This is a genomic window from Pseudomonas morbosilactucae (assembly GCF_023241665.1).
GTDB lineage: Bacteria > Pseudomonadota > Gammaproteobacteria > Pseudomonadales > Pseudomonadaceae > Aquipseudomonas > Aquipseudomonas morbosilactucae.
This window is the reverse complement of the sequence record NZ_JALQCX010000006.1, coordinates 39,057-64,088: the sequence shown is the minus strand read 5'-3', so window position 1 is coordinate 64,088 and position 25,032 is coordinate 39,057. Positions and strand designations below refer to the sequence as shown.

At 61.9% G+C, this 25,032-nt stretch carries 24 protein-coding genes, 1 tRNA gene and 1 pseudogene; 18 read left to right on the top strand and 8 right to left on the bottom strand.

Translation table 11 applies throughout. From position 1 onward, the window contains the following. Window position 1 precedes the first annotated feature (1 nt). From M1B35_RS03745 to M1B35_RS03705, 9 genes are read left to right on the top strand one after another with little or no spacing between them, the layout of a single operon-like run. Entirely contained in the window at window positions 2-937 is a 936-nt protein-coding gene (locus M1B35_RS03745) for a MerR family transcriptional regulator (protein ID WP_123337828.1), read from the top strand. Between the two features lie 13 nt (window positions 938-950). After that, window positions 951-2,396: a deoxyribodipyrimidine photo-lyase gene (gene phrB, locus M1B35_RS03740; protein ID WP_268261253.1), complete on the top strand. Its 1,446-nt coding sequence runs from the start codon at window positions 951-953 to the stop codon at window positions 2,394-2,396. Next, window positions 2,389-2,814: a nuclear transport factor 2 family protein gene (locus M1B35_RS03735; RefSeq protein ID WP_123337832.1), complete on the top strand. Its 426-nt coding sequence runs from the start codon at window positions 2,389-2,391 to the stop codon at window positions 2,812-2,814. Before phrB ends, M1B35_RS03735 begins: the two co-directional genes overlap by 8 nt. Then, on the top strand, window positions 2,811-3,593 hold the full coding sequence (locus M1B35_RS03730; RefSeq protein WP_123337834.1) for an SDR family NAD(P)-dependent oxidoreductase: 783 nt from the start codon (window positions 2,811-2,813) through the stop codon (window positions 3,591-3,593). Before M1B35_RS03735 ends, M1B35_RS03730 begins: the two co-directional genes overlap by 4 nt. Beyond that, a complete protein-coding gene (locus M1B35_RS03725) occupies window positions 3,590-4,837 on the top strand; it encodes an NAD(P)/FAD-dependent oxidoreductase (RefSeq protein ID WP_123337836.1) in 1,248 nt (415 codons plus the stop codon). The genes M1B35_RS03730 and M1B35_RS03725 overlap by 4 nt, the downstream gene beginning before the upstream one ends. Next, window positions 4,834-5,652, top strand: coding sequence for a DUF1365 domain-containing protein (locus tag M1B35_RS03720; RefSeq protein WP_268261252.1), 819 nt, complete (start codon window positions 4,834-4,836; stop codon window positions 5,650-5,652). The genes M1B35_RS03725 and M1B35_RS03720 overlap by 4 nt, the downstream gene beginning before the upstream one ends. Next, window positions 5,639-6,910, top strand: a complete 1,272-nt coding sequence (locus M1B35_RS03715) for an SAM-dependent methyltransferase (protein WP_268261251.1) — start codon at window positions 5,639-5,641, stop codon at window positions 6,908-6,910. Before M1B35_RS03720 ends, M1B35_RS03715 begins: the two co-directional genes overlap by 14 nt. Next, window positions 6,903-7,418, top strand: a complete 516-nt coding sequence (locus tag M1B35_RS03710) for a DUF2878 domain-containing protein (RefSeq protein WP_268261250.1) — start codon at window positions 6,903-6,905, stop codon at window positions 7,416-7,418. The genes M1B35_RS03715 and M1B35_RS03710 overlap by 8 nt, the downstream gene beginning before the upstream one ends. A 54-nt stretch (window positions 7,419-7,472) precedes the next feature. Continuing rightward, a complete protein-coding gene (locus M1B35_RS03705; protein ID WP_123337844.1) occupies window positions 7,473-7,778 on the top strand; it encodes a YkgJ family cysteine cluster protein in 306 nt (101 codons plus the stop codon). A gap of 8 nt (window positions 7,779-7,786) precedes the next feature. On the opposite strand, the gene M1B35_RS03700 is transcribed toward M1B35_RS03705, so the two are convergent. The 6 genes from M1B35_RS03700 to hemA all read right to left on the bottom strand — a co-directional run bounded on the left by M1B35_RS03700 (window position 7,787) and on the right by hemA (window position 13,144). After that, window positions 7,787-8,305: an acyloxyacyl hydrolase gene (locus M1B35_RS03700; RefSeq protein WP_123337846.1), complete on the bottom strand. Its 519-nt coding sequence runs from the start codon at window positions 8,303-8,305 to the stop codon at window positions 7,787-7,789. A gap of 118 nt (window positions 8,306-8,423) precedes the next feature. Next, window positions 8,424-9,215: a glutamate racemase gene (gene murI / locus M1B35_RS03695; protein WP_268261249.1), complete on the bottom strand. Its 792-nt coding sequence runs from the start codon at window positions 9,213-9,215 to the stop codon at window positions 8,424-8,426. Then, window positions 9,208-9,963 (bottom strand): molybdopterin-synthase adenylyltransferase MoeB, encoded by a 756-nt coding sequence (locus tag M1B35_RS03690; RefSeq protein ID WP_123337850.1) that lies wholly within the window; start codon window positions 9,961-9,963, stop codon window positions 9,208-9,210. Before M1B35_RS03690 ends, murI begins: the two co-directional genes overlap by 8 nt. Further along, window positions 9,957-10,787: a peptide chain release factor N(5)-glutamine methyltransferase gene (gene prmC / locus M1B35_RS03685; protein ID WP_123337852.1), complete on the bottom strand. Its 831-nt coding sequence runs from the start codon at window positions 10,785-10,787 to the stop codon at window positions 9,957-9,959. The genes M1B35_RS03690 and prmC overlap by 7 nt, the downstream gene beginning before the upstream one ends. Further along, window positions 10,788-11,870, bottom strand: a complete 1,083-nt coding sequence (prfA, locus tag M1B35_RS03680) for a peptide chain release factor 1 (protein ID WP_123337853.1) — start codon at window positions 11,868-11,870, stop codon at window positions 10,788-10,790. It lies immediately after the preceding gene. Beyond that, window positions 11,867-13,144, bottom strand: a complete 1,278-nt coding sequence (gene hemA, locus M1B35_RS03675) for a glutamyl-tRNA reductase (protein WP_123337855.1) — start codon at window positions 13,142-13,144, stop codon at window positions 11,867-11,869. Before hemA ends, prfA begins: the two co-directional genes overlap by 4 nt. 183 nt (window positions 13,145-13,327) lie before the next feature. On the opposite strand from hemA, the gene M1B35_RS03670 reads away from it, so the two are divergent. From M1B35_RS03670 to ychF, 8 genes and pseudogenes are all read left to right on the top strand, one after another. Next, window positions 13,328-15,052 carry a tetratricopeptide repeat protein gene (locus tag M1B35_RS03670; protein WP_123337857.1) on the top strand — a complete coding sequence of 575 codons (1,725 nt, stop codon included), beginning with the start codon at window positions 13,328-13,330 and terminating at the stop codon, window positions 15,050-15,052. 4 nt (window positions 15,053-15,056) lie between these two features. Further along, complete coding sequence (lolB, locus tag M1B35_RS03665) at window positions 15,057-15,674, top strand: lipoprotein insertase outer membrane protein LolB (protein ID WP_268261248.1); 618 nt, start codon at window positions 15,057-15,059, stop codon at window positions 15,672-15,674. A gap of 4 nt (window positions 15,675-15,678) precedes the next feature. Beyond that, window positions 15,679-16,530, top strand: a complete 852-nt coding sequence (ispE, locus tag M1B35_RS03660) for a 4-(cytidine 5'-diphospho)-2-C-methyl-D-erythritol kinase (RefSeq protein ID WP_268261247.1) — start codon at window positions 15,679-15,681, stop codon at window positions 16,528-16,530. A 37-nt stretch (window positions 16,531-16,567) separates the two neighbouring features. Continuing rightward, window positions 16,568-16,642: transfer RNA gene (locus tag M1B35_RS03655), tRNA-Gln, on the top strand. A 47-nt stretch (window positions 16,643-16,689) separates the two neighbouring features. Then, a pseudogene (locus M1B35_RS03650) lies at window positions 16,690-17,630 on the top strand (ribose-phosphate pyrophosphokinase). Between the two features lie 140 nt (window positions 17,631-17,770). Next, the gene (locus M1B35_RS03645; protein WP_123337863.1) at window positions 17,771-18,367 is read left to right on the top strand and encodes a 50S ribosomal protein L25/general stress protein Ctc; all 597 of its coding nucleotides are present in this window, start codon (window positions 17,771-17,773) and stop codon (window positions 18,365-18,367) included. Window positions 18,368-18,536: 169 nt separating this feature from the next. Continuing rightward, window positions 18,537-19,121, top strand: coding sequence for an aminoacyl-tRNA hydrolase (pth, locus tag M1B35_RS03640; protein WP_123337864.1), 585 nt, complete (start codon window positions 18,537-18,539; stop codon window positions 19,119-19,121). Between the two features lie 23 nt (window positions 19,122-19,144). Continuing rightward, window positions 19,145-20,245 (top strand): redox-regulated ATPase YchF, encoded by a 1,101-nt coding sequence (gene ychF / locus M1B35_RS03635; protein WP_123337866.1) that lies wholly within the window; start codon window positions 19,145-19,147, stop codon window positions 20,243-20,245. 97 nt (window positions 20,246-20,342) lie between these two features. Here ychF and M1B35_RS03630 read toward each other — a convergent pair whose 3' ends face one another. Next, the gene (locus M1B35_RS03630) at window positions 20,343-21,560 is read right to left on the bottom strand and encodes an MFS transporter (RefSeq protein ID WP_123337869.1); all 1,218 of its coding nucleotides are present in this window, start codon (window positions 21,558-21,560) and stop codon (window positions 20,343-20,345) included. Between the two features lie 334 nt (window positions 21,561-21,894). Between M1B35_RS03630 and M1B35_RS03625 the strand changes: the two genes are divergently transcribed. Then, on the top strand, window positions 21,895-23,952 hold the full coding sequence (locus M1B35_RS03625) for a methyl-accepting chemotaxis protein (RefSeq protein ID WP_123337871.1): 2,058 nt from the start codon (window positions 21,895-21,897) through the stop codon (window positions 23,950-23,952). A 45-nt stretch (window positions 23,953-23,997) separates the two neighbouring features. Here M1B35_RS03625 and M1B35_RS03620 read toward each other — a convergent pair whose 3' ends face one another. Next, entirely contained in the window at window positions 23,998-24,906 is a 909-nt protein-coding gene (locus tag M1B35_RS03620; RefSeq protein WP_123337872.1) for a LysR substrate-binding domain-containing protein, read from the bottom strand. Between the last annotated feature and the right edge of the window lie 126 nt (window positions 24,907-25,032).

The window sequence follows — 25,032 nt, the reverse complement described above, 5'->3', positions numbered from 1 at the left end:
CATGACGCAGACGACGGTCGACGACGACAACGCCGGCACCGATTACAACCGGGCACTGGAAGAGGGCTGGCTGCCGATTCGAGAGGTGGCGCGCCAGACCGGAGTCAACGCCGTCACGTTGCGCGCCTGGGAGCGCCGCTACGGGCTGATCGTGCCCCAGCGCACGCCCAAGGGGCATCGGCTGTTCTCGGCCGAGCATGTGCAGCAGATTTTCACCATCCTCACCTGGCTCAATCGCGGCGTGGCGGTGAGCCAGGTCAAGCACCTGCTGAGTTCCTCCCCTGCCTTCAGCGAACCGGCCGAGAACGACTGGCACCTGCTGCGCCAGACCTTGATCCAGGCCATCAGCCAATTGGCGGAACGCAGGGTCGATGACACGTTTAACCAGGCCATGGCCCTGTACCCCCCCAGAACCTTGTGCGAACAGTTGATGGTGCCGCTGCTGGCGGAACTGGAGCAGCGCTGGCAAGGCCAGTTCGGCAGCCAGATGGAGCAGGTGTTTTTCTACTCCTGGTTGCGCAGCAAACTGGGCGCGCGGATCTATCACAACAACCGTCAACTGCAGAGCTCGCCGCTGCTACTGATCAACCACTCGGACCTGCCCCTGGAGCCCAATCTCTGGCTCACCGCCTGGCTGATCAGCAGCGCCGACTGTCCGGTGGAAGTCTTCGACTGGCCGTTGCCCGTGGGCGAACTGGCCCTGGCCGCCGACCACCTGCAAGCCCGGGGCGTGCTCCTGTACTCCAGCAAGGCCCTGAACCCGGGCCAGTTGCCCAAGCTGCTCAACGGCATTGCCTGCGCAAAATTCATTGTCGGCCCCACGGTGTGCATCCATCACGCCGAGTTGGCCGTATGTACCACTGAAATCGCTGACCTGTACCTGGCCGAAGACCCCGTCTCGGCTCATCAGGCACTGGTTCAACGAGGACTTATCTGATGCGGAACGTCCCATGCAATTGATCTGGCTGCGCAGCGACCTGCGCCTACATGACAACACCGCCCTGTGCGCCGCCGCCCAGCGCGGCCCCACCGTGGCCGTGTACCTGCTGAGCCCGGAGCAGTGGCTGACCCATGACGACGCGCCCTGCAAAGTGGACTTCTGGTTGCGCAACCTGGCGACGTTGAGCCAGGCCCTGGGGCAACTGAACATTCCGTTGTTGATCCGCAGCGCCCCGACCTGGGAACAGGCCCCGCAGGTATTGCTGGAGCTGTGCCGGCAACTCGGAATCAAGGCCGTGCACGTCAACGAGGAGTACGGCATCCACGAAAGTCGCCGTGACAGCTCCGTCGCCAAAGCCCTGGACGCCGAGGACGTGCTCTTCCACAGCCACCTCGACCAGTTGCTGTTCAAGCCCGGCAGCGTGCTGACCAAGACCGGCACCTACTTCCAGGTCTTCAGCCAGTTCCGCAAGGTTTGCTACAACCGTTTGCACAGCGCCCTGCCAGGTTTAGCGGGCACGCCCAAGGCCCAAGCCGCCCTGGCCATCCAGGCCGACCCGGTGCCGCAACAGGTCCCAGGTTTCCCCACGCCCAGCCAGGCGCTGCGTGATCTCTGGCCCGCCGGCGAAACCGAGGCGCTGCGCCGCCTGGAGCAGTTTGCCGATGAGCAGATCAGCGACTACCAGAGCGAGCGCGACTTTCCGGCCAAACCCGGCACCAGCCAGTTGTCGCCTTACCTCGCCGCCGGGGTGGTTTCGCCACGCCAGTGCCTGCACGCCGCGCTGCAAAGTAACCAGGGCGAGTTCGAAAGCGGCAATGTCGGCGCCGTTACCTGGATCAACGAGCTGCTGTGGCGCGAGTTCTACAAACACATTCTGGTGGGTTACCCGCGGGTGTCCCGGCACCGTGCCTTTCGCCCGGAAACCGAGGCCGTGGCCTGGCGCGACGCCCCCGAGGAACTCGCCGCCTGGCAGGAAGCCCGCACCGGCTTGCCGATCATCGACGCCGCCATGCGCCAACTGCTGGAAACCGGCTGGATGCACAACCGCCTGCGGATGATCGTGGCGATGTTCCTGACCAAGAACCTGTTGATCGATTGGCGTGAAGGCGAGCGCTTCTTTATGCAGCACCTGATCGACGGCGACCTGGCGGCCAACAACGGTGGCTGGCAGTGGAGTTCCTCCACCGGCACCGACTCGGCGCCCTACTTCCGCATCTTCAACCCCGTGAGCCAGTCGGAGAAGTTCGACAGCGAGGGGCGCTTTATCAAGCAGTGGTTGCCACAACTGGCGGGGCTGAACAAAAAAGAGGTCCACAACCCGGCGGCCCTGGGCGGCCTGTTCGGCGTCGCCGATTACCCGGCGCCCATCGTCAACCTGTCGATGTCCCGGGAACGTGCCCTGGCGGCCTTCAAGAGCCTGCCCTCAAGGATGGACGCCGGAGGAACCTATGAGTGAGTTCCTGCAAGGCTTTGCCCGGGACTTCGCGGCCCTGGACAAACACAACCTCGAGCGCCTGAGCCAGCTGTACAGCGACGACATCCGCTTCACCGATCCGTTGCATGAGGTGCAGGGTCTGCCGCAAGTGCGGCGCTACTTCGCCGAGCTGTACGCCAATGTCAGCGAGCTGAAATTCAACGTCCATGGCTTTGATGCCAGCGGCGAAGGCCAGGGTTACCTGCGCTGGACCATGACCTACCGGCACCCGCGCTTGCAGGGTGGCCAGCCGATCCAGGTCGAAGGCTGCTCGCACCTGCTGTGGCGCGACGACAAGGTCTATCGCCACCGCGACTATTTCGACGCCGGCGCCTTGCTTTACGAACACCTGCCCCTGCTGGGTCGGGTCATCCACTGGTTGAAAGGGAGGTTGGCATGAACAGCCCATTGCCGCAGCGTATCTGGCTGACCGGCGCCAGCAGCGGGATCGGCGCGGCATTGGCGCAAGCGCTGCTCAAGTCCGGCGCCCAGCTGGCCCTCAGCGCACGCTCGCGAGAGCCCCTGGATGCCTTGGCCCAACAGTATCCCGGCCGCGTGCTGGTGGTCCCCGGGGACCTCACCGACCGCGAACAAGTGCACAGGATCGGCGCGCAAATCGCCCAGCACTGGGGCGCCCTGGACACAGTGATTCTCAACGCCGGCACCTGTGAATACGTTGAAGTCCGTCAGTTCGACGCTACGGTCATCGAACAGGTGATGCGCAGCAACCTGTTCGCCAGCAGCTATTGCATCGAAGTCGCACTGCCGCTGCTGCGTGCCGGCACTCGCCCCCATCTGGTGGGCGTGGCCAGTTCGGTGACCTACTTTCCCCTGCCGCGCGCCGAAGCCTACGGCGCGTCCAAAGCGGCGTTGCGCTACCTCCTGCAGTCCCTGCGCGTCGACCTGGCCGCCGAAGGGATCGACGTCACCCTGGTCAGCCCCGGCTTCGTCGAAACGCCGCTGACCGCACGTAATGACTTTCCCATGCCCATGAGCTGGAGCGCGGAACGGGCCGCCCGGCATATCCATCAGCGCCTGCCGCGGCGGCCGCTGGAAATCGCCTTTCCGGCCGGCTTTATCTTTGGCCTCAAGCTGCTGTCCTGGTTGCCTGGACGCCTGCAACTGGCGGTGGGACGCCGCCTGGCCCGTAACGCTTCGCCGACAGGGAACCCCTCATGAAAATCGCCATTATCGGCAGCGGCATTTCCGGGCTGACCAGCGCCTACCTGCTCAATCGCCGCCATGACATCAGCGTCTTCGAAGCCGGCAGCTGGATCGGCGGCCACACCCACACCGTGGACGTTTCGGTAAAGGGTGAAACCCACGCCGTGGACACCGGCTTCATCGTGTTCAACGACTGGACCTACCCCAACTTCATCCGGCTGCTGGGGCAGATCGGTGTCACCTTCAAGCCCACCGAAATGAGCTTTTCCGTGACCGACCCCGCCTCGGGGCTGGAGTACAACGGCAACAACCTCAACAGCCTCTTCGCCCAGCGTCGCAACCTGCTGTCCCCGGGGTTCTGGGGCATGCTGCGGGACATCCTGCGTTTCAACAAAGAAGCGATCCGCGACCTCGAGCACCAGCAGATCGACCCGGCCATGACCCTCGGCGACTACCTGCGAGACCAAGGCTACGGCGAACGTTTCATCCGGCACTACATCGTGCCCATGGGCTCGGCGATCTGGTCGATGTCCCTGCAACAGATGCTTGGTTTCCCCCTGCAGTTCTTCGTGCGGTTCTTCAAAAACCACGGCCTGCTGTCCGTCAGCAACCGCCCGCAATGGTGCGTGATCGAGGGCGGTTCCAGCCGCTACATCGAGCCGTTGACCAGCAGCTTCCGCGAGCGGATTCGCCTCAATTGCCCGGTCACTCGGGTCGAGCGCGATGAACAGGGGGTGGTGATCCACAGCGCGGCCGGCAGCGAGCGCTTTGACAAGGTGGTGTTCGCCTGCCACAGCGACCAGGCCCTGCAACTGCTGGCCGAACCCAGCCACATCGAGCAAGACATCCTCGGCGCCCTGCCCTACGCCGACAATCAGGTGGTGCTGCACACCGACACCCGCCTGCTGCCCCGACGCCGCCTGGCCTGGGCCAGCTGGAACTATCGCCTGGGCGGTGCAGGCGACCAGCAGGCCGCGGTCACCTACGACATGAACATCCTCCAGGGCATCCAAAGCGACACCACCTTCTGTGTCAGCCTCAACCAGACCGCCGCCATCGACCCGGCAACGGTTCTCGCCAGTTACACCTACGCCCACCCGCAATACAGCCTGGCGGCCGTAGCCGCGCAAGCACGCTGGACTGAACTGCAGGGCGCGCACCACAGCTATTACTGCGGCGCCTACTGGGCCAACGGCTTCCACGAAGACGGCGTGGTCAGTGCCCTGCGCGTGGCCCAGGCCTTTGGGGAACTGTTGTGAACAGCGCCCTGTACAGCGGCTGGATAAGCCACCGGCGGTTCTCGCCCAAGGACCATGCCTTCCGCTATCGGATCGGCCTGCTGTACCTGGACCTGGATGAGCAGGAAACGGTGCTTGGCCTGTCGCCCCTGGCCGGCAGCCGGCGTTTTGCGCCCTTCTCGTTCCGTGAGAGCGATTACCTGAAAACCTTTACCAGCCAGGGCATGCGCCTGATCGACGCGGTGCGGCAACAGGTCGCCAAGGCCATCGGCCATGTGCCCGGCGGTTCGGTCTGCCTGCTGACCCAAGCCCGCAGTTGGGGCCTGTCGTTCAACCCGGTGAGTTTCTTCTACTGCTTCGAAAACGACGGGCGCCTGGCGGCGATTCTCTGCGAAGTCACCAACACGCCCTGGCGCGAGCGCTATCACTACGTGCTGCCGGCCAAAGCCCAGGCCGCCGATGAAGCGCCCGGCCATCAGCACTTCGCCGTGGCCAAGGCCTTCCATGTCTCGCCCTTTCTGCCCCGGAACCTGGAATACCGCATGAGCTTCAGCCCGCCCAGCGAGCGACTCGGCGTGCACATGGCCGACTGGCAGGGTGAACTGAAAGTCTTCGACGCCACCCTCAACCTGCAACGCCAGGCCCTGAGCCGGCGCAGCTTGCACCAGTACCTGCTGCGCTTCCCCTGGATGACCGCCAAGACCTGCCTGGCCATCTATTGGCAGGCCCTGCGCCTGGCCGGTAAACGCATTCCGTTCTTCCCCCATCAGGCTGCCGACGGCGCCTATCAAACAGCCGTTGTACAACCCAAGGATCGCCGCCATGAAATCCTCTAGCGTATCGGCCAAGCCCAACCTGCTCAGCGCCCACGGCCTGACCGGCAACCTGTTGCGTCGCGGGGTCCTGCGCCAGTTGGCCCAGTTGCGCAACGGCCAACTGGTGGTAATTGAAGACGGTGAGCGACATGTTTTCGGTGCCAGCGGCGCCAGCCTGCTGGGCGAGGTCCACATCCACGACTCTGCTGCCTGGGGCATGGTCGCCAGCAACGGTTCGATCGGTGCCGGTGAAGCCTTTATCCACGGCTACTGGAGCACGCCGGACCTGACCGCGGTGGTGCGGGTGTTCGTCAGCAACCTTGAGGTGCTGGACGCCATGGAAGGCGGCCTGGTCAAGCTCGGCCGGCCAATGATCCAGGGCCTGCACTGGCTTAACCGCAACACGCGCAAGGGCTCGCAGAAGAACATCGCCGCCCACTACGACCTGGGCAACGAGCTGTTTGAACAGTTTCTCGACCCGACGATGATGTACTCGGCCGCGCAGTTCCTGCGCGAGGACGACAGCCTGGAGCAGGCCCAGTTGAACAAGCTGGAGCGCATCTGCCAGAAACTCGCCCTCACCCCCGACGACCACCTGCTGGAGATCGGCACTGGCTGGGGCAGCATGGCCCTGTACGCCGCGCAGCAGTATGGCTGCAAGGTCACCACCACGACCCTGTCCAAAGAGCAGTTCGCCTTTACCCGGCAACGCATCGACGAATTGGGCCTGCAGGACCAAGTCACCCTGCTGCTGGAGGACTACCGCGACTTGACGGGGCAGTACGACAAGCTGGTCTCGATCGAGATGATCGAGGCCGTAGGCCATCGCTTCCTGCCGACCTATTTCAAGCAATGCGCGCAGTTGCTGAAAAGCAACGGCCTGATGCTGCTGCAAGCGATCACCATTCGCGACCAGCGCTACGAGCAGGCAAAAAACGCCGTGGACTTTATCCAGCGCTATATTTTCCCAGGCGGCGCCTTGCCCAGCGTGCACAAGATGCTCGAAGTGGTCAGCCGCGACACCGACATGAACCTGCTGCACATGGAAGACTTCGGCCTGCACTACGCACGCACCCTGCGCCTGTGGCACGAGAACTTCCGCCGCGCCCATGGCCGTCTGAGTGAGTTGGGCTACGACGAGTATTTCCTGCGCCTGTGGGAGTTCTACCTGTGCTACTGCGAGGGCGGCTTCCTGGAACGCACCATCGGCACCGCCCAGATGCTCCTGGCCAAACCTGCTGCGGTGCCACAACCGCTGTTGGGACGCTTCAATGCGTAAACGCCTGGCCAACGCCCTGCTGTTTCAGTTGGGCTGGTTCGCCTGCGTCATGGGCGGCGATGGCCCCTGGCTGTTGCTCGGCGCCACCGTGTTGGTGATTCACCTGCTGTGGATCGGCACCTGGGCCGAAGAGGGTCGGCTGGTGATCAGCGTGGCCTTGCTGGGCACGGTGCTGGACAGTTTCCTGCACTGGCTGGGGGTGTTCGAGTTCCAACAGGTCACCCTGCTGATTCCCTTCTGGCTGATGCTGCTCTGGGCCTTGCTGGCCACCACCTTGCGCCATTGCCTGGCCTGGAGCGCGCGCCCCTGGTGGCTGGCTGCAGTACTGGGCGCAGTCGGCGGCCCGCTGTCCTACTACGCCGGCGGGCAACTGGCGGGGGTGCACTTTCCCTACGGCACATGGCCGACCCTGGTGGGCCTGGGAGTGCTCTGGGGCCTGGTGTTTCCGGGCTTACATGCCCTGGCCCGCTACGCCGAGGCTGGCACGCCATTGCACGATAATCCCTGAACGTCTGTCAGGGGCTTCACACAGCCATCGCCGGCTGCCTTACACTGCGCGCCTATGACCACTATCCCCATTACCCAGATCGCCGAACCCGCCGTCACCTGCTCAACGTGCGCCGCCTGCTGCTGCCAGCTGGAGGTCATGCTGATCACTGACACCGGCGTGCCCGAGCGTTACATCGACACCGACGATTGGGGTGGGGAAGTCATGCTGCGCCTGGATGACGGCTGGTGCGCCGCGCTGGATCGCAACACCATGATGTGCAGCATCTACGAGAAACGCCCGCTGATTTGCCGGGAGTTCGAGATGGGCGAAGTGGACTGCATCAACGAACGCCGAGGCATCGCCACGGCGTATCGCTGAGGGGCGCCTTACAGCGCCAGGGTGTAGTGCAGCGCGTAGCTCTCGACCCCATCGTTGGGGCTGGCGATACCGGCATTGGAATAGTGCGTCGCACGAATCCCCACCTCATGCCCGCCAGCGAAACGCAAGCCGAAGCCCAGGCGGTCTTCGAACTGGAACGCCGAGCCCAGCTTGTTGCTTTCCACCTCGGTGTGGGCGAACGCGGCCACACCAATGCCCGCCTCGATGTATGGCTTGACGCTGGCACCGGTGAATTCGTAGACCAGTACCGGCGAGAACGACAGGCTGTGATTGTTGGCTTTATCGTCGCCATCCCAGAAGGTGTAGGCCCCGCTCCAGTAGCCGGTCAGACGACCGACATCACTTTGCAGCCAGCTCTTGTCCCAATCCCATTGCATACCCAAGCGATAAGTCTGGGTCGAGTCGCTGGTTTGCCCCACGGCAAATTCGACGCCTGCGGCTTGCGCAGAAACACTGTGCCCCACCATAGCGGCCGCCAGTGCGGCCAGACAAAATAGTCGCCTCATCAAGAACACCCTTTCTGATCGATTTTTGTAGGTTTTAGTACAAGGTCGTACAGGGCGTATAGAAATCTGCGCCGAAACAGAAGTTCAGCGCCGATTCGAATTTTTTGCTGGATGGGGATTAACCGGGAAACGCCTGTACCGCGCCAGCACCCTGCCATAACACGGGCAAGACCTGGGCGAAGTGCTGCACATTGCCACTGGTCCAGAAGCGAGTGTCACGTGCAGGACCTGAAGCCAGTAGCCCACGCTCGTCCAGCAAGCGCTGGAGTTGCCGCGCCACTGCAGCGCCGGTGTCGATCAGGCTGATATCGTCGGCCAGCATCTGCTTGAGCAAAGGCTTGAGGAAGGGATAGTGGGTGCAGCCCAGGATGATGGTGTCGCAACCGGCGGCCAGCAACGGCTCCACATAGCCTTGCAATAGCCCGCGCAGGACCGGGCTGTGCAAGTCGCCGTCTTCGATCCGCTCCACCAACCCCGGGCAAGGTTGGGTGATGACTTTCATATCGGTGGCGAAACGATCAAGCAAGGCGGCAAACTTGGCGCTCTGCAAGGTGCCGGTGGTGGCCAGCACGCCAACCACGCCGCTGCGGGTAGCCGCAGCCGCCGGCTTGACCGCCGGCTCCATGCCGACGATGGGCCAATCGGGGTAATCACGACGTAAATCGGCCACCCCGGCCACCGTGGCGGTATTGCACGCCAGCACCAGGGCCTTGGCGCCTTGCTGGTGAAAAAAGCGCGCCATCACGCTGCAGCGCTCGCGAATGAATTCAGGGGATTTTTCGCCGTAGGGAATGTGCCCGCAATCGCCGAAATACAACAACGATTCCTGAGGCAGGCGTTGCTGAATTTCGGCCAGCACCGACAGGCCGCCAACGCCGGAATCGAAAACGCCGATGGGCGCTTCACCCATGGTGCGACCCACAGACGCTGCAGCCTGGGTCGCGCTTGACCCGCAACTCGCGAAAGCGCGTGCCCAAGGCATCGATCAGCAACAGGCGGCCCACCAGCGGTTCACCGAACCCAGCCAGCAGCTTTAGCGCCTCCAAGGCTTGCAGGCTGCCGACCAAGCCCACCAAGGGGCCCAGCACGCCGGCTTCGCTGCAGGTCAGTTCAGCCTCGCTGCCATGCCCGTACAGGCAGTGGTAGCAGGGGCTTTCCGGGCGCCGTGGATCGAACACCGACAGTTGCCCTTCCAGGCGAATCGCCGCGCCGCTGACCAAGGGTTTGCCCGCCGCCACACAGGCGGCGTTGACCGACTCACGGGTGGTGAAGTTATCGCTGCAATCAAGCACCAGGTCCACGGCGGCCACCGCTGCGGCCAGGGAATCCTCATCCAGCGCAGTGCGCCTTGGCAGCAACTGGATCTGTGGGTTGAGGGCGCTCAAGCGCGCCATGGCCGAGTCGACCTTGCTCATGCCGACGCTGGCGGTGTCGTGAATGATCTGACGTTGCAGGTTGGTCAGGTCGACGCTGTCGAAATCCGCCAAGTGCAGCTCGCCCACCCCCGCGGCCGCCAGGTACAACGCGACCGGCGCGCCGAGGCCGCCGAGACCGACGATCAGCACCCGGCTGTTTTTCAGGCGCAACTGGCCTTCGATGTCGACGTGCTGCAACAGAATCTGCCGGCTATAGCGCAACAGCTCCTGATCGTTCAGCACGGCAGGCGCCCCAGGCTGATGCGTTCATGGCCCCCGAGGTCAACGCGGCTGTGAACCTCGATAAAGCCTTGGCTGAGCAGCAGGTCACGCACCGCCACGGCCTGATCGTAGCCATGTTCGAGCATCAACCAGCCGCCCGCCGCAAGGTGCTGCGGCGCCTGGGCAATGATCAGGCGCAGATCGTCCAGGCCGTCATGACCGGCGACCAGGGCGCTTTCAGGTTCGAAGCGCACATCACCGGCCGCCAGATGGGGATCGGCGGCCGCAATGTAGGGCGGGTTGCTGACAATCAACTGATAACGCTGGCCCTGCAAGGCGCCGAACCAGTGGCTGTTGAGTACGCTGACGTTATGCAACTGCAGGCGCTGGCGATTGCGCTCGGCCAGGGCCACGGCTTCCAGCACCCGATCCACCGCCGTGACATTCCAGGCCGGACGCTCGCTGGCGAGGGCCAGGGCAATCGCACCGCTGCCGGTGCCCAGGTCCAGCACCTTGGCCGGGGTCGCCGGCAACAGATCCAGGGCTGTTTCCACCAGCAACTCGGTGTCCGGCCGCGGGATCAGGGTGTGGGGCGCCACTTCCAGATCAAGCTTCCAGAACCCCTGTTGGCCGAGGATGTAGGCCACCGGCTCGCCGGAGCGGCGGCGTTGCAGGTACTCGGCGAACACCAGCGCGGCCTCGCTGGGCACGATGCGCTCGGGCCAGGTGTGGAGAAAACTACGGGACTTGCCTAGGGCAGCCGCCAGCAGCAGCTCGGCGTCCAGGCGGGCGGTCGGGGAATCAGGCAACTCGGCTGCGCGCAGCAGGCTGGCAATGATGGTCATTTACTCACCCAAAGCCGCAAGTTGGTCCGCCTGGTACTCGGCCAGCAACGGTTCGATCACCGCTTCGACGCCACCGGCGAGGATTTCATCCAGGGAATACAGGGTCAGGTTGACCCGATGGTCGGTGACCCGGCCCTGGGGAAAGTTGTAAGTGCGAATCCGCTCGGAACGGTCACCGGAACCCACCAGCAACTTGCGCTCGCTGGCGATGGCGTTGGCCGCGGCGCTGGTCTGCTGGTCATTCAGTTTGGCCGACAGCCAGGACATGGCCCGGGCACGGTTCTTGTGCTGGGAGCGCTCTTCCTGGCACTCCACCACAATCCCCGTGGGAAGGTGGGTAATGCGGATCGCCGAGTCGGTCTTGTTCACGTGCTGGCCACCGGCGCCCGAGGAGCGGTAAGTGTCGACACGCAAGTCCGCCGGGTTGATCTCGATGGCTTCCTGCTCGTCCGGCTCGGGCAATACCGCCACGGTGCAGGCCGAGGTGTGAATGCGCCCTTGGGATTCAGTGGCCGGGACCCGCTGCACGCGATGGGCACCGGATTCGAACTTGAGCTTGCCGTAGACGTTGTCGCCTTCGACCCGGGCAATGACTTCTTTATAGCCGCCGTGTTCGCCCTCGTTTTCCGAGAGGATCTCCAGGCGCCACCCACGACGCTCCGCGTAGCGCGAATACATGCGGAACAGGTCGCCGGAGAAGATCGCCGCCTCGTCACCACCGGTGCCGGCGCGGATTTCCAGGAACACGTTGCGCCCGTCATTGGGGTCCTTGGGCAGCAGCATGCGTTGCAGGGTGCTTTCCAGTTCCAGCAATTGCTCTTTGGCTTCGCGAACTTCTTCCACGGCCATTTCCCGCATGTCCGGGTCGCTGTCCTTGAGCAGCGCCTGGGCGCCTTCAAGGTCAGACTGCACCTTGAGCACCTGTTTATAGGCGGCGACGATCGGCTCGACTTCGGCGTATTCCTTGGAATAGGCGCGGAATTTGGTCTGATCGGAGATGACTTCGCCATCACCGAGCAAGGCGGTCAATTCCTCGAAACGGTCCTGGAGAATGTCCAGCTTATTGAGCAGTGACGCTTTCATTGCGGGGTTTTATCCGAAGGGCCCTCTCCGAGGGCAAAGAGTTCTTGGGCCATGGCCAGCGCATCGAGGCGGCCTTCGGCGGACAGCTTTTTCAACTGCACGCTCGGCGCGTGCAGCAATTTGTTGGTCAGGCCACGGGCCAGTTGCACCAGCACGTCCTCGGCGCTCGCGCCATTGGCCAGCAGGCGCTGGGCCTTTTGCAATTCTTCGTCGCGCAAGCGCTCGCTCTGTTGGCGGTAGGCCTTGAGCACATCAACCGCCGCCAGCTCGCGCAGGCGCACCATGAAATCTTCGGCGCCGATGGTCACCAGCTCTTCGGCGGCCTGGGCAGCACCCTGGCGGCTCTTGAGGTTTTCCGCGACCACTTCGTGGAGGTCGTCGACGGTGTAGAGATAAACGTCGTCCAACTCGCCGACTTCTGGCTCGATATCCCGGGGAACAGCGATATCCACCATGAAAATCGGCTTGTGCTTGCGCAGCTTCAGAGCGCTTTCCACAGCGCCCTTGCCGAGGATCGGCAACTGGCTGGCGGTGGAACTGATGACGATATCGCTGTGCACCAGCTCCTGGGGAATGTCCGAAAGCAACACGGCGTGGGCACCAAATTGTTCGGCCAGGATGCTGGCCCGCTCCAGGGTTCGGTTGGCCACGACGATACGCTTGACCCCCAGGTCGTGCAGGTGACGGGCCACCAGGGTAATGGTCTCGCCGGCCCCGATCAGCAAGGCCTGGCTGCGTTGCAGGTCACTGAAAATCTGTTTCGCCAGGCTCACCGCGGCAAAGGCCACCGATACTGGGTTCTCACCAATGGCGGTGTCCGTGCGCACCTGCTTGGCGGCGCTGAACGTGGCCTGGAACAAGCGACCGAGCAGCGGGCCAATGGTGCCGGCTTCCCGAGCCACGGCGTAGGCCGACTTCATTTGCCCGAGGATCTGCGGTTCGCCCAGCACCAGCGAATCCAGCCCGGAGGCGACGCGCATCATGTGACGAACTGCCGCATCATCTTCGTGCACATAAGCACTCGAACGCAGCTCATCCAGGCTCAAATGGTGATAATCGGCCAGCCAACGCAGCACGATATCCGCCGACAGGTGATCCTGCTCTATATAAAGCTCACTGCGATTGCAGGTGGAGAGGATCGCAGCTTCGCGGCTGTCGGTGAGGCGGCAGAGCTGCTGCAAGGCCTCAACCAACTGCTCAGGGGTAAAGGCCACGCGCTCGCGGACGTCTACTGAAGCAGTCTTGTGGTTAATACCGAGTGCAAGGAAGGCCATTCAAGGTCGCTGATGATGTCGAGAAGCCGACAATTGTCCTACTTCGAAAGATTCAGAACAACCACCGTCGACTATTGTCCTAATAGACGGCCTCTGTTCTGGCTCCCCGTTGAGTCTCGGTTATGTTTGGCCGAAGGCTTGTGTCATGATGATCCGACCGCAGGTTAGTCGTCCTCTTCCTATATGAATAGATCTTCCGCGTTGCTCCTCGCCTTTGTCTTCCTCAGCGGCTGCCAGTCATTGGCTCCCGTTTCGTCGGACGGTACGCCGCCGGTTGAAGACAGCACTCCAGCCCCTGAAAAGCCCAAGGTTTATTCTTCCTTCAGTGAAGAAACCGTGTTCAGCCTGCTAAGCGCGGAACTGGCCGGCCAGCGCAATCGCTTCGACATTGCCCTGGACAACTACGTGACCCAGGCCATCAACACCCAGGACCCGGGCATTTCCGAGCGTGCCTTTCGCATCGCCGAGTACCTGGGCGCTGACCAGGCAGCGCTGGACACCTCGCTGATCTGGGCGAAAAACGCCCCGGACGACCTGGAAGCACAGCGGGCTGCGGCGATTCAACTGGCTCGCGCCGGCCGCTATGACGACTCCATGGTGTATATGGAGAAAGTCCTGCAGGGCAAGGGCGACACCCATTTCGACTTCCTCGCCTTGTCGGCTGCCGATACCGACCAGGACACCCGCAATGGCCTGGTCAAGAGCTTCGACCGCTTGCTGGTGAAACACCCGAATAACAGCCAGTTGATTTTCGGCAAGGCCCTGCTGATGCAACAGGACGGCGACGCCAAGGGTGCCCTCACCCTGTTGGAGCAGAACCCACCGGAAGACGGTGAAGTCGCGCCGCTGTTGTTGCGCGCTCGCCTGCTGCAAAGCCTCGACCGTGGCAAGGAAGCGCTGCCGCTGCTGGAAAAAAGCATCCGCAAGTACCCGGACGACAAGCGCCTGCGCCTGACCTACGCCCGCATGCTGGTGGAGCAGGACCGCATGGACGACGCCAAGACTCAGTTCTCGAGTTTGGTGCAGCAGTACCCGGAAGACGACGAACTGCGTTACTCCCTGGCGCTGGTGTGCCTGGAAGCCAAGGCTTGGCAAGAAGCCAAGGGTTACCTGGAAGACTTGATCGCTCGTGAAAGCCATGTCGATTCGGCCCACCTGAACCTGGGTCGCATCGCAGAAGAGCTCAACGATCCGCAGGGTGCCCTGGTCGAGTACGCCCAGGTTGGCGCGGGCAACGATTACCTGCCGGCGCAACTGCGCCAGGCCGATATCCTGATGAACAACGGCCGTACCGACGAGGCCGAAAAGCGCCTGGCCGCTGCCCGCGACGCCCAGCCCGACTACGCCATCCAGTTGTACCTGGTCGAAGCCGAAACCCTCTCGGCCAATGACCAAGGGGATCGCGCCTGGAAAATCCTCCAACAAGCCCTGCTGCAATACCCGGACGACCTGAACCTGCTTTACACCCGGGCCATGCAGGCGGAAAAGCGCAATGACCTGGCGCAGATGGAAAAGGACCTGCGCCTGATCATTAAGCGCGACCCCGACAATGCCATGGCCCTCAACGCCCTGGGCTATACCCTGTCGGACCGCACCACCCGCTATGCGGAAGCCAAGGAACTGATCGAAAAAGCCCATGAGCTGAACCCGGAAGACCCGGCAGTCCTCGACAGCCTGGGCTGGGTCAACTATCGCCTGGGCAACCTCGACGAAGCCGAGCGCCTGCTGCGCCAGGCCCTGGAGCGTTTCCCCGACCAGGAAGTGGCTGCACACCTGGGTGAAGTGCTCTGGGCCAATGGCAAGCAACGGGAAGCCAGACAGATCTGGAGCAAGTTCCTCAAGGAACAGCCCGACAGCCCTATTTTGCGCAGCACCATCAAGCGCCTGACCGGATCAGAGACCCTTTAAGACCATGTTTTTGCGCCACATTATCGTTTTCAGTTTTATCGCCCTGCTCGCCGGTTGCGCGGGCTTTGGTGCTCGAGAGTCCGTCCAAGGCCAGGGCACCCCAACACAATGGCGAGCGCACAAAGAACAGCTGAGCAGCCTCGATGGCTGGCAGATCAACGGAAAAATCGGCATTCGCGCACCCAAGGATTCCGGCAGTGGCACCCTGTTCTGGCTGCAACGCCAGGATTACTACGACATCCGCCTGTCTGGCCCCCTGGGTCGCGGTGCGGCTCGCTTGACCGGTCGCCCGGGTCAGGTGTCGCTGGAAGTCGCCAACCAGGGCCGTTTTGACGCCACCACGCCGGAAGCCCTGCTGGAAGAGCAACTCGGCTGGAAGTTGCCAGTGTCTCATTTGGCCTGGTGGGTGCGTGGGCTGCCTGCGCCGGAGAGCAAAAGCCGCCTGACCTTGAATGGCGATAGCCGCCTGGCCGGTCTCGAACAGGATGGCTGGCAGGTCGAATACCTGAGTTATGCCGAGCAGAACGGCTATTGGCTGCCGGAGCGAATCAAGCTCCACGGCAGCGACCTTGATGTCACCCTGGTGATCAAGGAATGGCAACCGCGCAAGCTGGGGCAGTAAATTCATGACTGCTCCACGCCTGACCCTGCCCTCTCCCGCCAAACTCAACCTGATGCTGCATATCCTGGGTCGTCGTGAGGACGGCTATCACGAATTGCAGACGATCTTTCAGTTTCTCGACTACGGCGATGAAATCACCTTCGCCGTGCGCGATGACGGTGTGATCCAACTGCACACCGAATTCCCTGGTGTGCCCCACGACAGCAACCTCATTGTGCGGGCGGCCAAACAACTGCAGGAACAATCCGGCTGTGCGCAGGGCATCGACATCTGGATCGATAAGGTCCTGCCCATGGGCGGCGGCATCGGCGGCGGCAGTTCAAACGCCGCCACTACATTGCTGGGGCTCAACCACCTTTGGCAGTTGGGGTGGGATGAAGATCGTCTCGCCACACTGGGCCTGACCCTAGGCGCCGACGTCCCGGTTTTCGTCCGTGGGCATGCCGCTTTTGCCGAGGGCGTGGGAGAGAAACTCACCCCTGTGGAACCCGAAGAACCGTGGTATCTGGTGCTGGTGCCGCAAGTCTCTGTTAGTACAGCAGAAATTTTTTCGGATCCGCTGTTGACACGTAACTCCCCGCCCATTAAAGTGCGCCCCGTTCCCAAGGGAAACAGTCGAAATGACTGCTTGCCGGTTGTTGCAAGGCGTTATCCAGATGTACGTAACGCATTGAATTTGCTAGGTAAATTTACCGAAGCAAAACTAACCGGCACTGGAAGTTGTGTGTTTGGGGGCTTCCCAAGCAAAGCTGAAGCTGATAAAGTCTCGGCCCTTCTGACAGAGACCCTTACAGGGTTTGTAGCGAAAGGAAGCAACATTTCAATGTTGCATCGCAAGCTGCAAAGTCTGCTCTAAAGGAACCAAGTGCTCGGCACTTGCAAGCAACAGATACAGGGGCGTCGCCAAGCGGTAAGGCAGCAGGTTTTGATCCTGCCATGCGTTGGTTCGAATCCAGCCGCCCCTGCCATTTTCCTATACTCATCCAGGTATACCCTCAGCCTTCAGGTACTGCGCGTGTCCAAGATGATGGTCTTTACGGGGAACGCTAACCCCGATCTGGCTCGGCGTGTCGTACGTCAGCTGCATATCCCTCTCGGTGACATCTCTGTTGGAAAATTTTCGACGGCGAAATTACTGCCGAGATCAATGAAAATGTCCGCGGTAAAGACGTTTTCATTATCCAGCCGACTTGCGCTCCGACCAACGATAACCTGATGGAACTCGTCGTGATGGCTGATGCCTTCCGCCGCTCCTCAGCAACTCGTATCACTGCTGTTATTCCTTATTTTGGTTATGCCCGTCAGGATCGCCGTCCGCGTTCCGCACGTGTGGCTATCAGCGCGAAAGTGGTTGCTGACATGCTCACCGTTGTCGGCATTGACCGTGTTCTCACGGTTGACCTGCATGCTGACCAGATTCAGGGCTTCTTCGATATTCCGGTAGATAACATCTACGGCTCCCCCGTACTGGTGGATGACATCGAAGACCAACGCTTCGAGAACCTGATGATCGTGTCCCCGGACATTGGCGGCGTCGTGCGTGCACGTGCCGTGGCCAAGTCCCTGGGCGTGGATCTCGGGATCATCGACAAGCGCCGTGAGAAAGCCAATCACTCTGAAGTGATGCATATCATCGGTGATGTCGAAGGGCGTACCTGCATTCTGGTCGACGACATGGTCGATACCGCCGGCACTCTGTGCCACGCGGCCAAGGCCTTGAAAGAGCATGGCGCAGCCAAGGTCTTTGCCTACTGCACACACCCTGTGCTGTCGGGTCGAGCCATCGAGAACATTGAAAATTCCGTGCTGGACGAGCTGGTGGTGACTAACACCATCCCGCTGTCCGCTGCAGCACAAGCCTGTGCGCGTATCCGCCAACTGGATATCGCACCGGTTGTTGCCGAGGCGGTTCGCCGCATCAGCAACGAAGAATCGATCAGTGCGATGTTCCGCTAAGGCCCTGCCCTAGCCCAACATCTCAATGACGAAAAGCGCCCCGCCCCAGCATTCCTGCTGGGGCGGGGCTTTTTTGCCCATATCGCCTTTAGCGCTGGTCGCAAACGCTAGGGCGAATGTGGTTATTTTGGAGATACAACATGAACGATTTTACTCTGAATGCTGAAGTGCGTTCCGACCTGGGGAAAGGTGCGAGCCGCCGCCTGCGTCGTCTCGCAAGCCTGGTTCCAGCTGTAGTTTACGGTGGCGAGAAAGCCCCTGAATCCATCAGCATGCTGGCCAAAGAAGTTGCCAAACTGCTCGAAAACGACGCGGCTTACAGCCACATCATCGAGCTGAACGTTGGTGGCACCAAGCAGAACGTCATCATCAAGGCACTGCAACGTCACCCGGCTAAAGGCCACGTACTGCACGCTGACTTCGTACGCGTTGTAGCCGGTCAGAAACTGACCGCTATCGTGCCTGTACACTTCGTTGGCGAAGCAGCTCCGATCAAGAAAGGCGGCGAAGTTTCGCACGTTATCGCCGAGATCGAAGTTTCCTGCCTGCCGAAAGACCTGCCTGAGTTCATCGAAGTCGACCTGGCTGACGCTGAAATCGGCACCATCGTTCACCTGTCGAACATCAAGGCCCCTAAAGGCGTTGAGTTCGTCGCTCTGGCACACGGCAACGACCTGGCAGTAGCCAACGTCCACGCACCACGTGTTGCTCCAGAAGCAGAAGGCGCTGCAGAGTAATTTCACTCTGACGCCGGAGTAAGCGGAATACATCGCGGACTGGAACGTAGCGAGAAAGCGGGCGAGAACGCGAAGTTTGCCGCAAGGTAAATCAGCTCTTGTCGTCCACTTTCGCCGCAGCCCCTGTTGCGGCGATGTCATCCACCACTCCAAAGGAAGGGCCCCTATCGTGACTGCCATCAAACTGATCGTTGGCCTGGGTAATCCAGGCGCCGAATACGAACAGACCCGGCATAACGCAGGGGCCCTTTTTGTTGAGCGCATCGCCGACAAACAAGGTGTCAGCCTTGTCGCCGATCGCAAGTATTTCGGCCTGACCGGGCGCTTCAGTCACCAAGGTCAGGACATTCGTCTGTTGATCCCCACCACCTACATGAACCGCAGCGGCCAAGCCGTAGCGGCACTTGCCGGCTTCTTTCGCATCGCGCCGGAAGAGATCCTGGTGGCCCACGACGAACTCGACTTGCCACCCGGCGTCGCCAAACTCAAGACCGGCGGCGGGCATGGCGGGCACAACGGACTGCGGGACATCATCGCGCAGCTCGGTAATCAGAATACCTTCCACCGTCTGCGGCTCGGCATTGGCCACCCAGGCGTTGCCAGTATGGTTTCAAACTTTGTCCTGGGTCGTGCGCCACGCGCCGAACAGGAAAAACTCGATGCCAGCATCGACTTTGCCCTCGGCGTGCTGCCGGATATCTTCGCCGGTGAATGGAACCGTGCGATGAAAAACCTGCACAGCCAGAAGGCCTGACTCTAACTCCTCGGGGAAACACCATGGGATTCAATTGCGGCATCGTCGGTCTGCCTAACGTCGGCAAGTCCACCCTGTTCAACGCCCTGACCAAATCCGGGATCGCGGCCGAGAACTTCCCCTTCTGCACCATCGAGCCCAACAGCGGTATCGTGCCGATGCCGGACCCACGACTGGACGCACTGGCTGCCATCGTCAATCCGAAGCGCATCCTGCCGACCACCATGGAATTCGTCGACATCGCAGGCCTGGTGGCCGGCGCGTCGAAAGGTGAAGGCCTGGGCAACAAGTTCCTGGCCAACATCCGCGAAACCGATGCCATCGCCCACGTCGTGCGCTGCTTCGAAGACGAGAACGTGATCCACGTTTCCAACAGCGTCGACCCGAAGCGCGACATCGAAATCATCGACCTGGAACTGATCTTCGCCGACCTCGACAGCTGCGAAAAGCAACTGCAGAAAGTCACTCGCAACGCCAAGGGTGGTGACAAGGACGCCGTCGTTCAGAAAGCCCTGCTGGAGCAACTGATCGCTCACTTCACCGAAGGCAAGCCTGCGCGCAGCCTGATGAAGAACATGAGCACCGACGAGAAAGCCGTGATCAAGGGCTTCCACCTGCTGACCACCAAGCCGGTCATGTACATCGCCAACGTCGCGGAAGACGGTTTCGAGAACAACCCGCACCTGGACGTGGTCAAGGCCATTGCCGAAGAAGAAGGCGCGATGGTTGTTCCGGTCTGCAACAAGATCGAAGCAGAAATCGCCGAGCTCGACGACGGTGAAGAGAAAGACATGTTCCTCGAGGCCCTGGGTCTGGAAGAGCCTGGCCTGAACCGCGTGATCCGCGCGGGCTACGAAATGCTTCACCTGCAGACCTACTTCACCGCCGGTGTCGAAGAAGTCCGCGCCTGGACCGTCCGCGTCGGTGCCACCGCACCACAAGCCGCTGGCGTGATCCACACCGACTTCGAGAAAGGCTTTATCCGCGCCGAAGTGATCGCCTACAACGACTTCATCCAGTTCAAGGGTGAAGCCGGTGCCAAGGAAGCCGGTAAATGGCGCCTGGAAGGCAAGGAATACATCGTCAAGGACGGCGACGTGATGCACTTCCGCTTCAACGTCTAAGCCGTACCGCACAAAAAAACCGCGTGAATACGCGGTTTTTTTATGCCCGGATTTTCTGCTCGAGGTGCTGTCACGCCAGCCGCTCCAGCAAAGGGCTTCAGGCTTTGCGAGTGCGCGGCAGGAAGATCGCCAGCACGCCGAACAACGGCAGGAACGAGCACAGAAAGTACACGTACTCGATGCCATGAATGTCCGCCAGACGCCCCAGCAGCGCCGCGCCAATCCCGCCAAAACCGAACATCAGGCCGAAAAACACCCCGGCAATCATGCCCACGTTACCCGGCACCAGTTCCTGGGCGTAAACCACGATGGCCGAGAACGCCGAAGCCAGGATGAAGCCGATCACCACGCTGAGTACGCTGGTCCAGAACAGGTCCACATGGGGCAGCAACAGGGTGAACGGTGCCACGCCGAGGATCGAGAACCAGATCACCGCCTTGCGCCCGATCTTGTCGCCGATTGGCCCGCCAAAGAAGGTCCCCGCCGCCACCGCCCCCAAGAACAAGAACAGATGCAACTGAGAGCTGGCCATGGACAGGTCGAACTTCTCAATCAAGTAGAAGGTGAAGTAGCTGGTCAGGCTGGACATGTAGAAGTACTTGGAGAACACCAGCATCCCCAGCACCACCAGCGCACCCATCACCCGGTTCCGGGACAAACCGTGGGTCGCGGCCTGGCCCTGCTTGAGCTTGAACAGCTTCAGGTGGTTGGCGTACCAGCGGCTGATGGCATAGAGCACCACCAGGGCAAAGACCGCGAACAGCCCGAACCAGGCGACGTTGCCCTGGCCGTAGGGAATGATGATCGCCGCGGCCAGCAGCGGGCCGAATGCAGTCCCGGCATTGCCACCGACCTGGAAGGTCGACTGCGCCAGGCCGAAACGCCCGCCCGAGGCCAGGCGTGCCACCCGCGAGGCTTCCGGGTGAAAGGTCGAGGAACCGATGCCGATCAGGCCTGACGCCAGGAGGATCATGGCGAAGCTACCGGCCTGAGACATCAGCAAAATACCCACCAGGGTGCAGACCATGCCCGCCGGCAACAGGAACGGCTTGGGGTGGCGATCGGTGTAGTAGCCCACCCAGGGTTGCAGCAACGAGGCAGTGAGCTGGAAGGTCAGGGTAATCAGGCCGACCTGGGTAAAGCTCAGGCCGTAGTTGGTCTTGAGCATCGGATAGATCGACGGCAGCACCGCCTGGATCAGGTCATTGATCAAATGCGCCAACGCCACCGCACCAATGATGCGCATGACCAACGGGCTGCTTTGCGAGGGAGTGGGCGCCGTCGTCGGGACGGGCTGGGCATTGCTGATAGCCATGAGAATTTCCGTACAGCGGATGGGTGCACAGGTGCAGGTGCGCCAATGTGCCATTTTTCAGTGCAGGCACGCCATCCCATTAGCTTGCTAACGACCGACCTTTGTTGAATCTTCCGACTGATAGCCCATCGCCATGGTCTGAATCTTGCTCCCCCAACCGTCCTAACCCGGTCGCCTTACAAAGGGGGCCGAAAATGGGAAGTATCGCTACAGCGCTGGCCCGACAAAGGCTGCACTGGCGCACTTTCCGAGGCCTTTTTACAAGGGCACAGAGTCGAGGCCAAAGGCCGCGATCGCACGCCAGTGGTGCGTGGTGCCTTGGGGGAACTGTCGAATGCATCTTTTTCTAGCACCGGGGATTCGACTGCTTGGGCGTTTCGGTTTCGCCCGCAAGTTTCAGCTGCTGTTCCTGCTGTTTATCCTGCCGTTGCTGGGCAGCCTGTGGATGATCGGCCAGGACTACCGCGACAAGCTGAGCCTGGTCGCCGGGGAACGCGCCGGGGTGCGTCAACTGCTGGCCCTGGATAACCTCGACAACCTGCTGGCCGCCCAACGTGACCGCGCAGCACGCTGGCGCGCCACGGAAACCAATCGCCAGCCAACACCTGCCACGGTCGCCGCCATGGGCGCGTTCGATGCCGTGCAACCCGCACTGACCCAGGCCGCCAGCGAGTTGGGCGAGGCCCTGCAAAAGGAAGGTGCCGAAGCGCCGATCCTGAGCCGCTACCAGGCCCTGCAAACGGCACTGAATGGGCTCGACTCCAAGAGCCTGAGCAGCGTCGGCTGGTGGCCGGACGGTTATGACCGCTTCACCAGCGCCTTGAGTGCCCTGCAAGCCCTGCGCGAACAGATCGCCATGGACAACCGCCTGACCCTCGCCCCTTGGCTGGAAACCTATCTACTGACGCAGATCTCCACCCAGCACGCACCCGACCTGATCGAACGCGTCGGGCGCCTGGCCAGCGTCGGCCAGGCCTCGGTGGTGTCCGGGCAATTCACCCTGCAAAGCCGCCTGCAACTGCGCGATTTGCGCAGCCGCATCGGCGATGCTCGGGAACAATTGGTGAAGACCGGTAGCCTGCTGGAGGCTCGCCTGCCCAGTGAACTGAACGCCTGGGCCGGGCAGTATCAAGGCAGTCTGAAGCACCTCGACGCCACCCTCAAAGTCCTCGACGACGGCGTGTTCGGCGGCAGCATCAACCTCAAGCCGGAAGACTTCGAACGCAATCTCGATGCCTTGCTGGGCAACCTCGCGGCCCTGCGCCAAACCTCGTTGAAGGCACTCGACAGCCGCCTGGATCAGCACCAGGGCTCGGCCCTGCGCCAATTTATCCTGGTGGCCACGGTCCTCGGCTGCCTGGTACTGGCAGCGCTCTACCTGTTCATCTGCCTGCAGGCGGCGATCCGCCGCAGCGCCAGCGGCATCACCCTGCTGGCCGAAGCCCTGCGCGACGGCAACCTGTGCCTGCAAGTGCCGGTGCACGGCCGTGACGAACTGGCGGCCATCAGCACCGCGCTGAATGTCGCGGTGGTGCAACTGCGCGCCAGCCTGCAGGGCGTGGACCACGAAACCCTGCAACTGGGTAACGCTGTGCGCAGCCTCAACGATCACTCCAGCGGCGCCTTGGGTGAAGTCGAAGCCCAGCAGCAACAGATCAGCCAGATCGCTGCCGCCGCCACCCAACTGGCCGCCACCTCGCAAGGGGTGGCCCAGAGTTGCGAACAGGCCTCCGGCAGCGCTCAGCACACACGACGGATTGCCGCCGAAAGCAGCCGCGACAGCCAGCGCACCACCGCCAGCATCCAACAACTCAACCAGCGCCTGAACGACACCGCTGCGGCACTGGGCCGAGTCAGTGAGCAAGGGCAACAGATTCAGTTGGTGGTGGACACCATTCGCGGCGTGGCCGAGCAAACCAACTTGCTGGCGCTCAACGCGGCGATTGAAGCCGCGCGGGCCGGTGAACAGGGCCGCGGTTTTGCCGTGGTGGCCGATGAAGTGCGCAGCTTGTCGCAACGTACTCAATCTTCCACCGCGCAGATCGCCGGCACCGTGGACAGCCTGCGCAGCACGGTGAATGAAGCGGTCAGCCTGATGGAGGCCGCCTGTGGCCAGGCGCAAAGCGATGCGCAATCAGTGACAGGCCTGGGTGAACGTCTGGTGGAAATCGCCAACGCCGTGCAAGGCGTCACCGATACCCTGGCGCAAATCGCCACGGCGGTAGAAGAACAGGCCAGCACCGCCGACGAAGTCAGCAGCAATATCCAGCAAGTGGATCAGGCGGCGTTGCGGCTACTGGAAGGTGCACGGGCGGTGAACCTCGCGGCGGATACCCTGAGCCTCGGCAGCCGGGCCTTGAGTGACAACACCGGGCGCTTCCAACTGGCCTGACACAAGCCCCACGGGCCAAGCACCGTGCGCACGAATGAGCCCGGCTCATTCGTGCGCAATCACCGCCTCAGGAAAGTCCTGCTCCAGCTCGGTTTTCAGCCACTGGATAAACCACTGCACATCCGCCGTCAGCACCGCCGACGGCGTCAGTATCCGGTAGCTTTCCAGCTTCACCTGATCCTCCAGGGCCCGTACCAGGGTCCCCGCCTTGAGCTCCTCGCGCACCAGCACCTCATTGGCCAAGGCGATGCCCTGCCCGCTTTCCGCCACCGACAGGGCGTGGTCATTGTTGACGTAAATCAGGTCCGAGGTGAGCTGGATCTCCAGGCCATTGGCGGCGAACCACATGTTCCACCACTCACCGTCGTCGAAGTGGATCAACTCATGCTTGAGCAAATCGGCCGGGCACGACAGCGGTTCGATACTGGCCAGGTAAGCCGGGGTGCAGATGGGGAAAACCCGGGGGCAGATCAAGGTCGCGCGAGACTCGGCGTATTGCCCGTCCAGGCCGTAGGCGATGCCCAGGTCGCTGCTTTTGGCGTCCACTTCAGTAAAGGTCGAGTTGGGTTCGATGGCGAATTTCAAGCCTGGGCGCAGGTGGCGCAGTGCTTCCAGCCGAGGCGTCAGCCAGCGCTTGGCGAAGCCCGGCACCACCATAATCCGCAGCCAGCGCTCGCCCCCCTTGGGTTGCAACTCCTTGCCGGCCTCGATAATGAGCTGCAAGGCCGAGGCGATCTTGCGGTGATACTTCTCCCCGGCCAGGGTCAGGATGACCCCGCGAGAGGTGCGTTCGAACAGCTGGACGCCTAGCCACTCCTCCAGCAAGCGCACATGGCGGCCAATGGCAGGCTGGGTCACGTGCAAGGCTTTAGAGGCTTCAACATAGCTGCCCAAGCGGGCGGCTGCATCAAAGGCACGGACGGCATTCAAGGGCGGCAAACGCTGATCAGCCATGGCTTGGGGCGCCTTTTGCTATTAAATTAATTAACAGCTGCTATGTTAAAATTGAAGTTTCGCCCCCGCAACCCCTCACTGATAATCGGCCCACAACCGCAGAATAAAAGCCCACAAGGGCGCGAA

Coding starts and splice junctions, on each gene's coding strand:
- M1B35_RS03645 (WP_123337863.1), top strand. CDS start 17,771: ATGAACGATTTTACTCTGAATGCTGAAGTGCGTTCCGACCTGGGGAAA.
- ispE (WP_268261247.1), top strand. CDS start 15,679: ATGACTGCTCCACGCCTGACCCTGCCCTCTCCCGCCAAACTCAACCTG.
- M1B35_RS03700 (WP_123337846.1), bottom strand. CDS start 8,305: ATGAGGCGACTATTTTGTCTGGCCGCACTGGCGGCCGCTATGGTGGGG.
- phrB (WP_268261253.1), top strand. CDS start 951: ATGCAATTGATCTGGCTGCGCAGCGACCTGCGCCTACATGACAACACC.
- M1B35_RS03620 (WP_123337872.1), bottom strand. CDS start 24,906: ATGGCTGATCAGCGTTTGCCGCCCTTGAATGCCGTCCGTGCCTTTGAT.
- M1B35_RS03705 (WP_123337844.1), top strand. CDS start 7,473: ATGACCACTATCCCCATTACCCAGATCGCCGAACCCGCCGTCACCTGC.
- murI (WP_268261249.1), bottom strand. CDS start 9,215: ATGGGTGAAGCGCCCATCGGCGTTTTCGATTCCGGCGTTGGCGGCCTG.
- prmC (WP_123337852.1), bottom strand. CDS start 10,787: ATGACCATCATTGCCAGCCTGCTGCGCGCAGCCGAGTTGCCTGATTCC.
- M1B35_RS03630 (WP_123337869.1), bottom strand. CDS start 21,560: ATGGCTATCAGCAATGCCCAGCCCGTCCCGACGACGGCGCCCACTCCC.
- M1B35_RS03715 (WP_268261251.1), top strand. CDS start 5,639: ATGAAATCCTCTAGCGTATCGGCCAAGCCCAACCTGCTCAGCGCCCAC.
- ychF (WP_123337866.1), top strand. CDS start 19,145: ATGGGATTCAATTGCGGCATCGTCGGTCTGCCTAACGTCGGCAAGTCC.
- M1B35_RS03730 (WP_123337834.1), top strand. CDS start 2,811: ATGAACAGCCCATTGCCGCAGCGTATCTGGCTGACCGGCGCCAGCAGC.
- M1B35_RS03670 (WP_123337857.1), top strand. CDS start 13,328: ATGAATAGATCTTCCGCGTTGCTCCTCGCCTTTGTCTTCCTCAGCGGC.
- M1B35_RS03725 (WP_123337836.1), top strand. CDS start 3,590: ATGAAAATCGCCATTATCGGCAGCGGCATTTCCGGGCTGACCAGCGCC.
- prfA (WP_123337853.1), bottom strand. CDS start 11,870: ATGAAAGCGTCACTGCTCAATAAGCTGGACATTCTCCAGGACCGTTTC.
- M1B35_RS03710 (WP_268261250.1), top strand. CDS start 6,903: ATGCGTAAACGCCTGGCCAACGCCCTGCTGTTTCAGTTGGGCTGGTTC.
- M1B35_RS03745 (WP_123337828.1), top strand. CDS start 2: ATGACGCAGACGACGGTCGACGACGACAACGCCGGCACCGATTACAAC.
- lolB (WP_268261248.1), top strand. CDS start 15,057: ATGTTTTTGCGCCACATTATCGTTTTCAGTTTTATCGCCCTGCTCGCC.
- M1B35_RS03625 (WP_123337871.1), top strand. CDS start 21,895: ATGCATCTTTTTCTAGCACCGGGGATTCGACTGCTTGGGCGTTTCGGT.
- hemA (WP_123337855.1), bottom strand. CDS start 13,144: ATGGCCTTCCTTGCACTCGGTATTAACCACAAGACTGCTTCAGTAGAC.
- M1B35_RS03735 (WP_123337832.1), top strand. CDS start 2,389: ATGAGTGAGTTCCTGCAAGGCTTTGCCCGGGACTTCGCGGCCCTGGAC.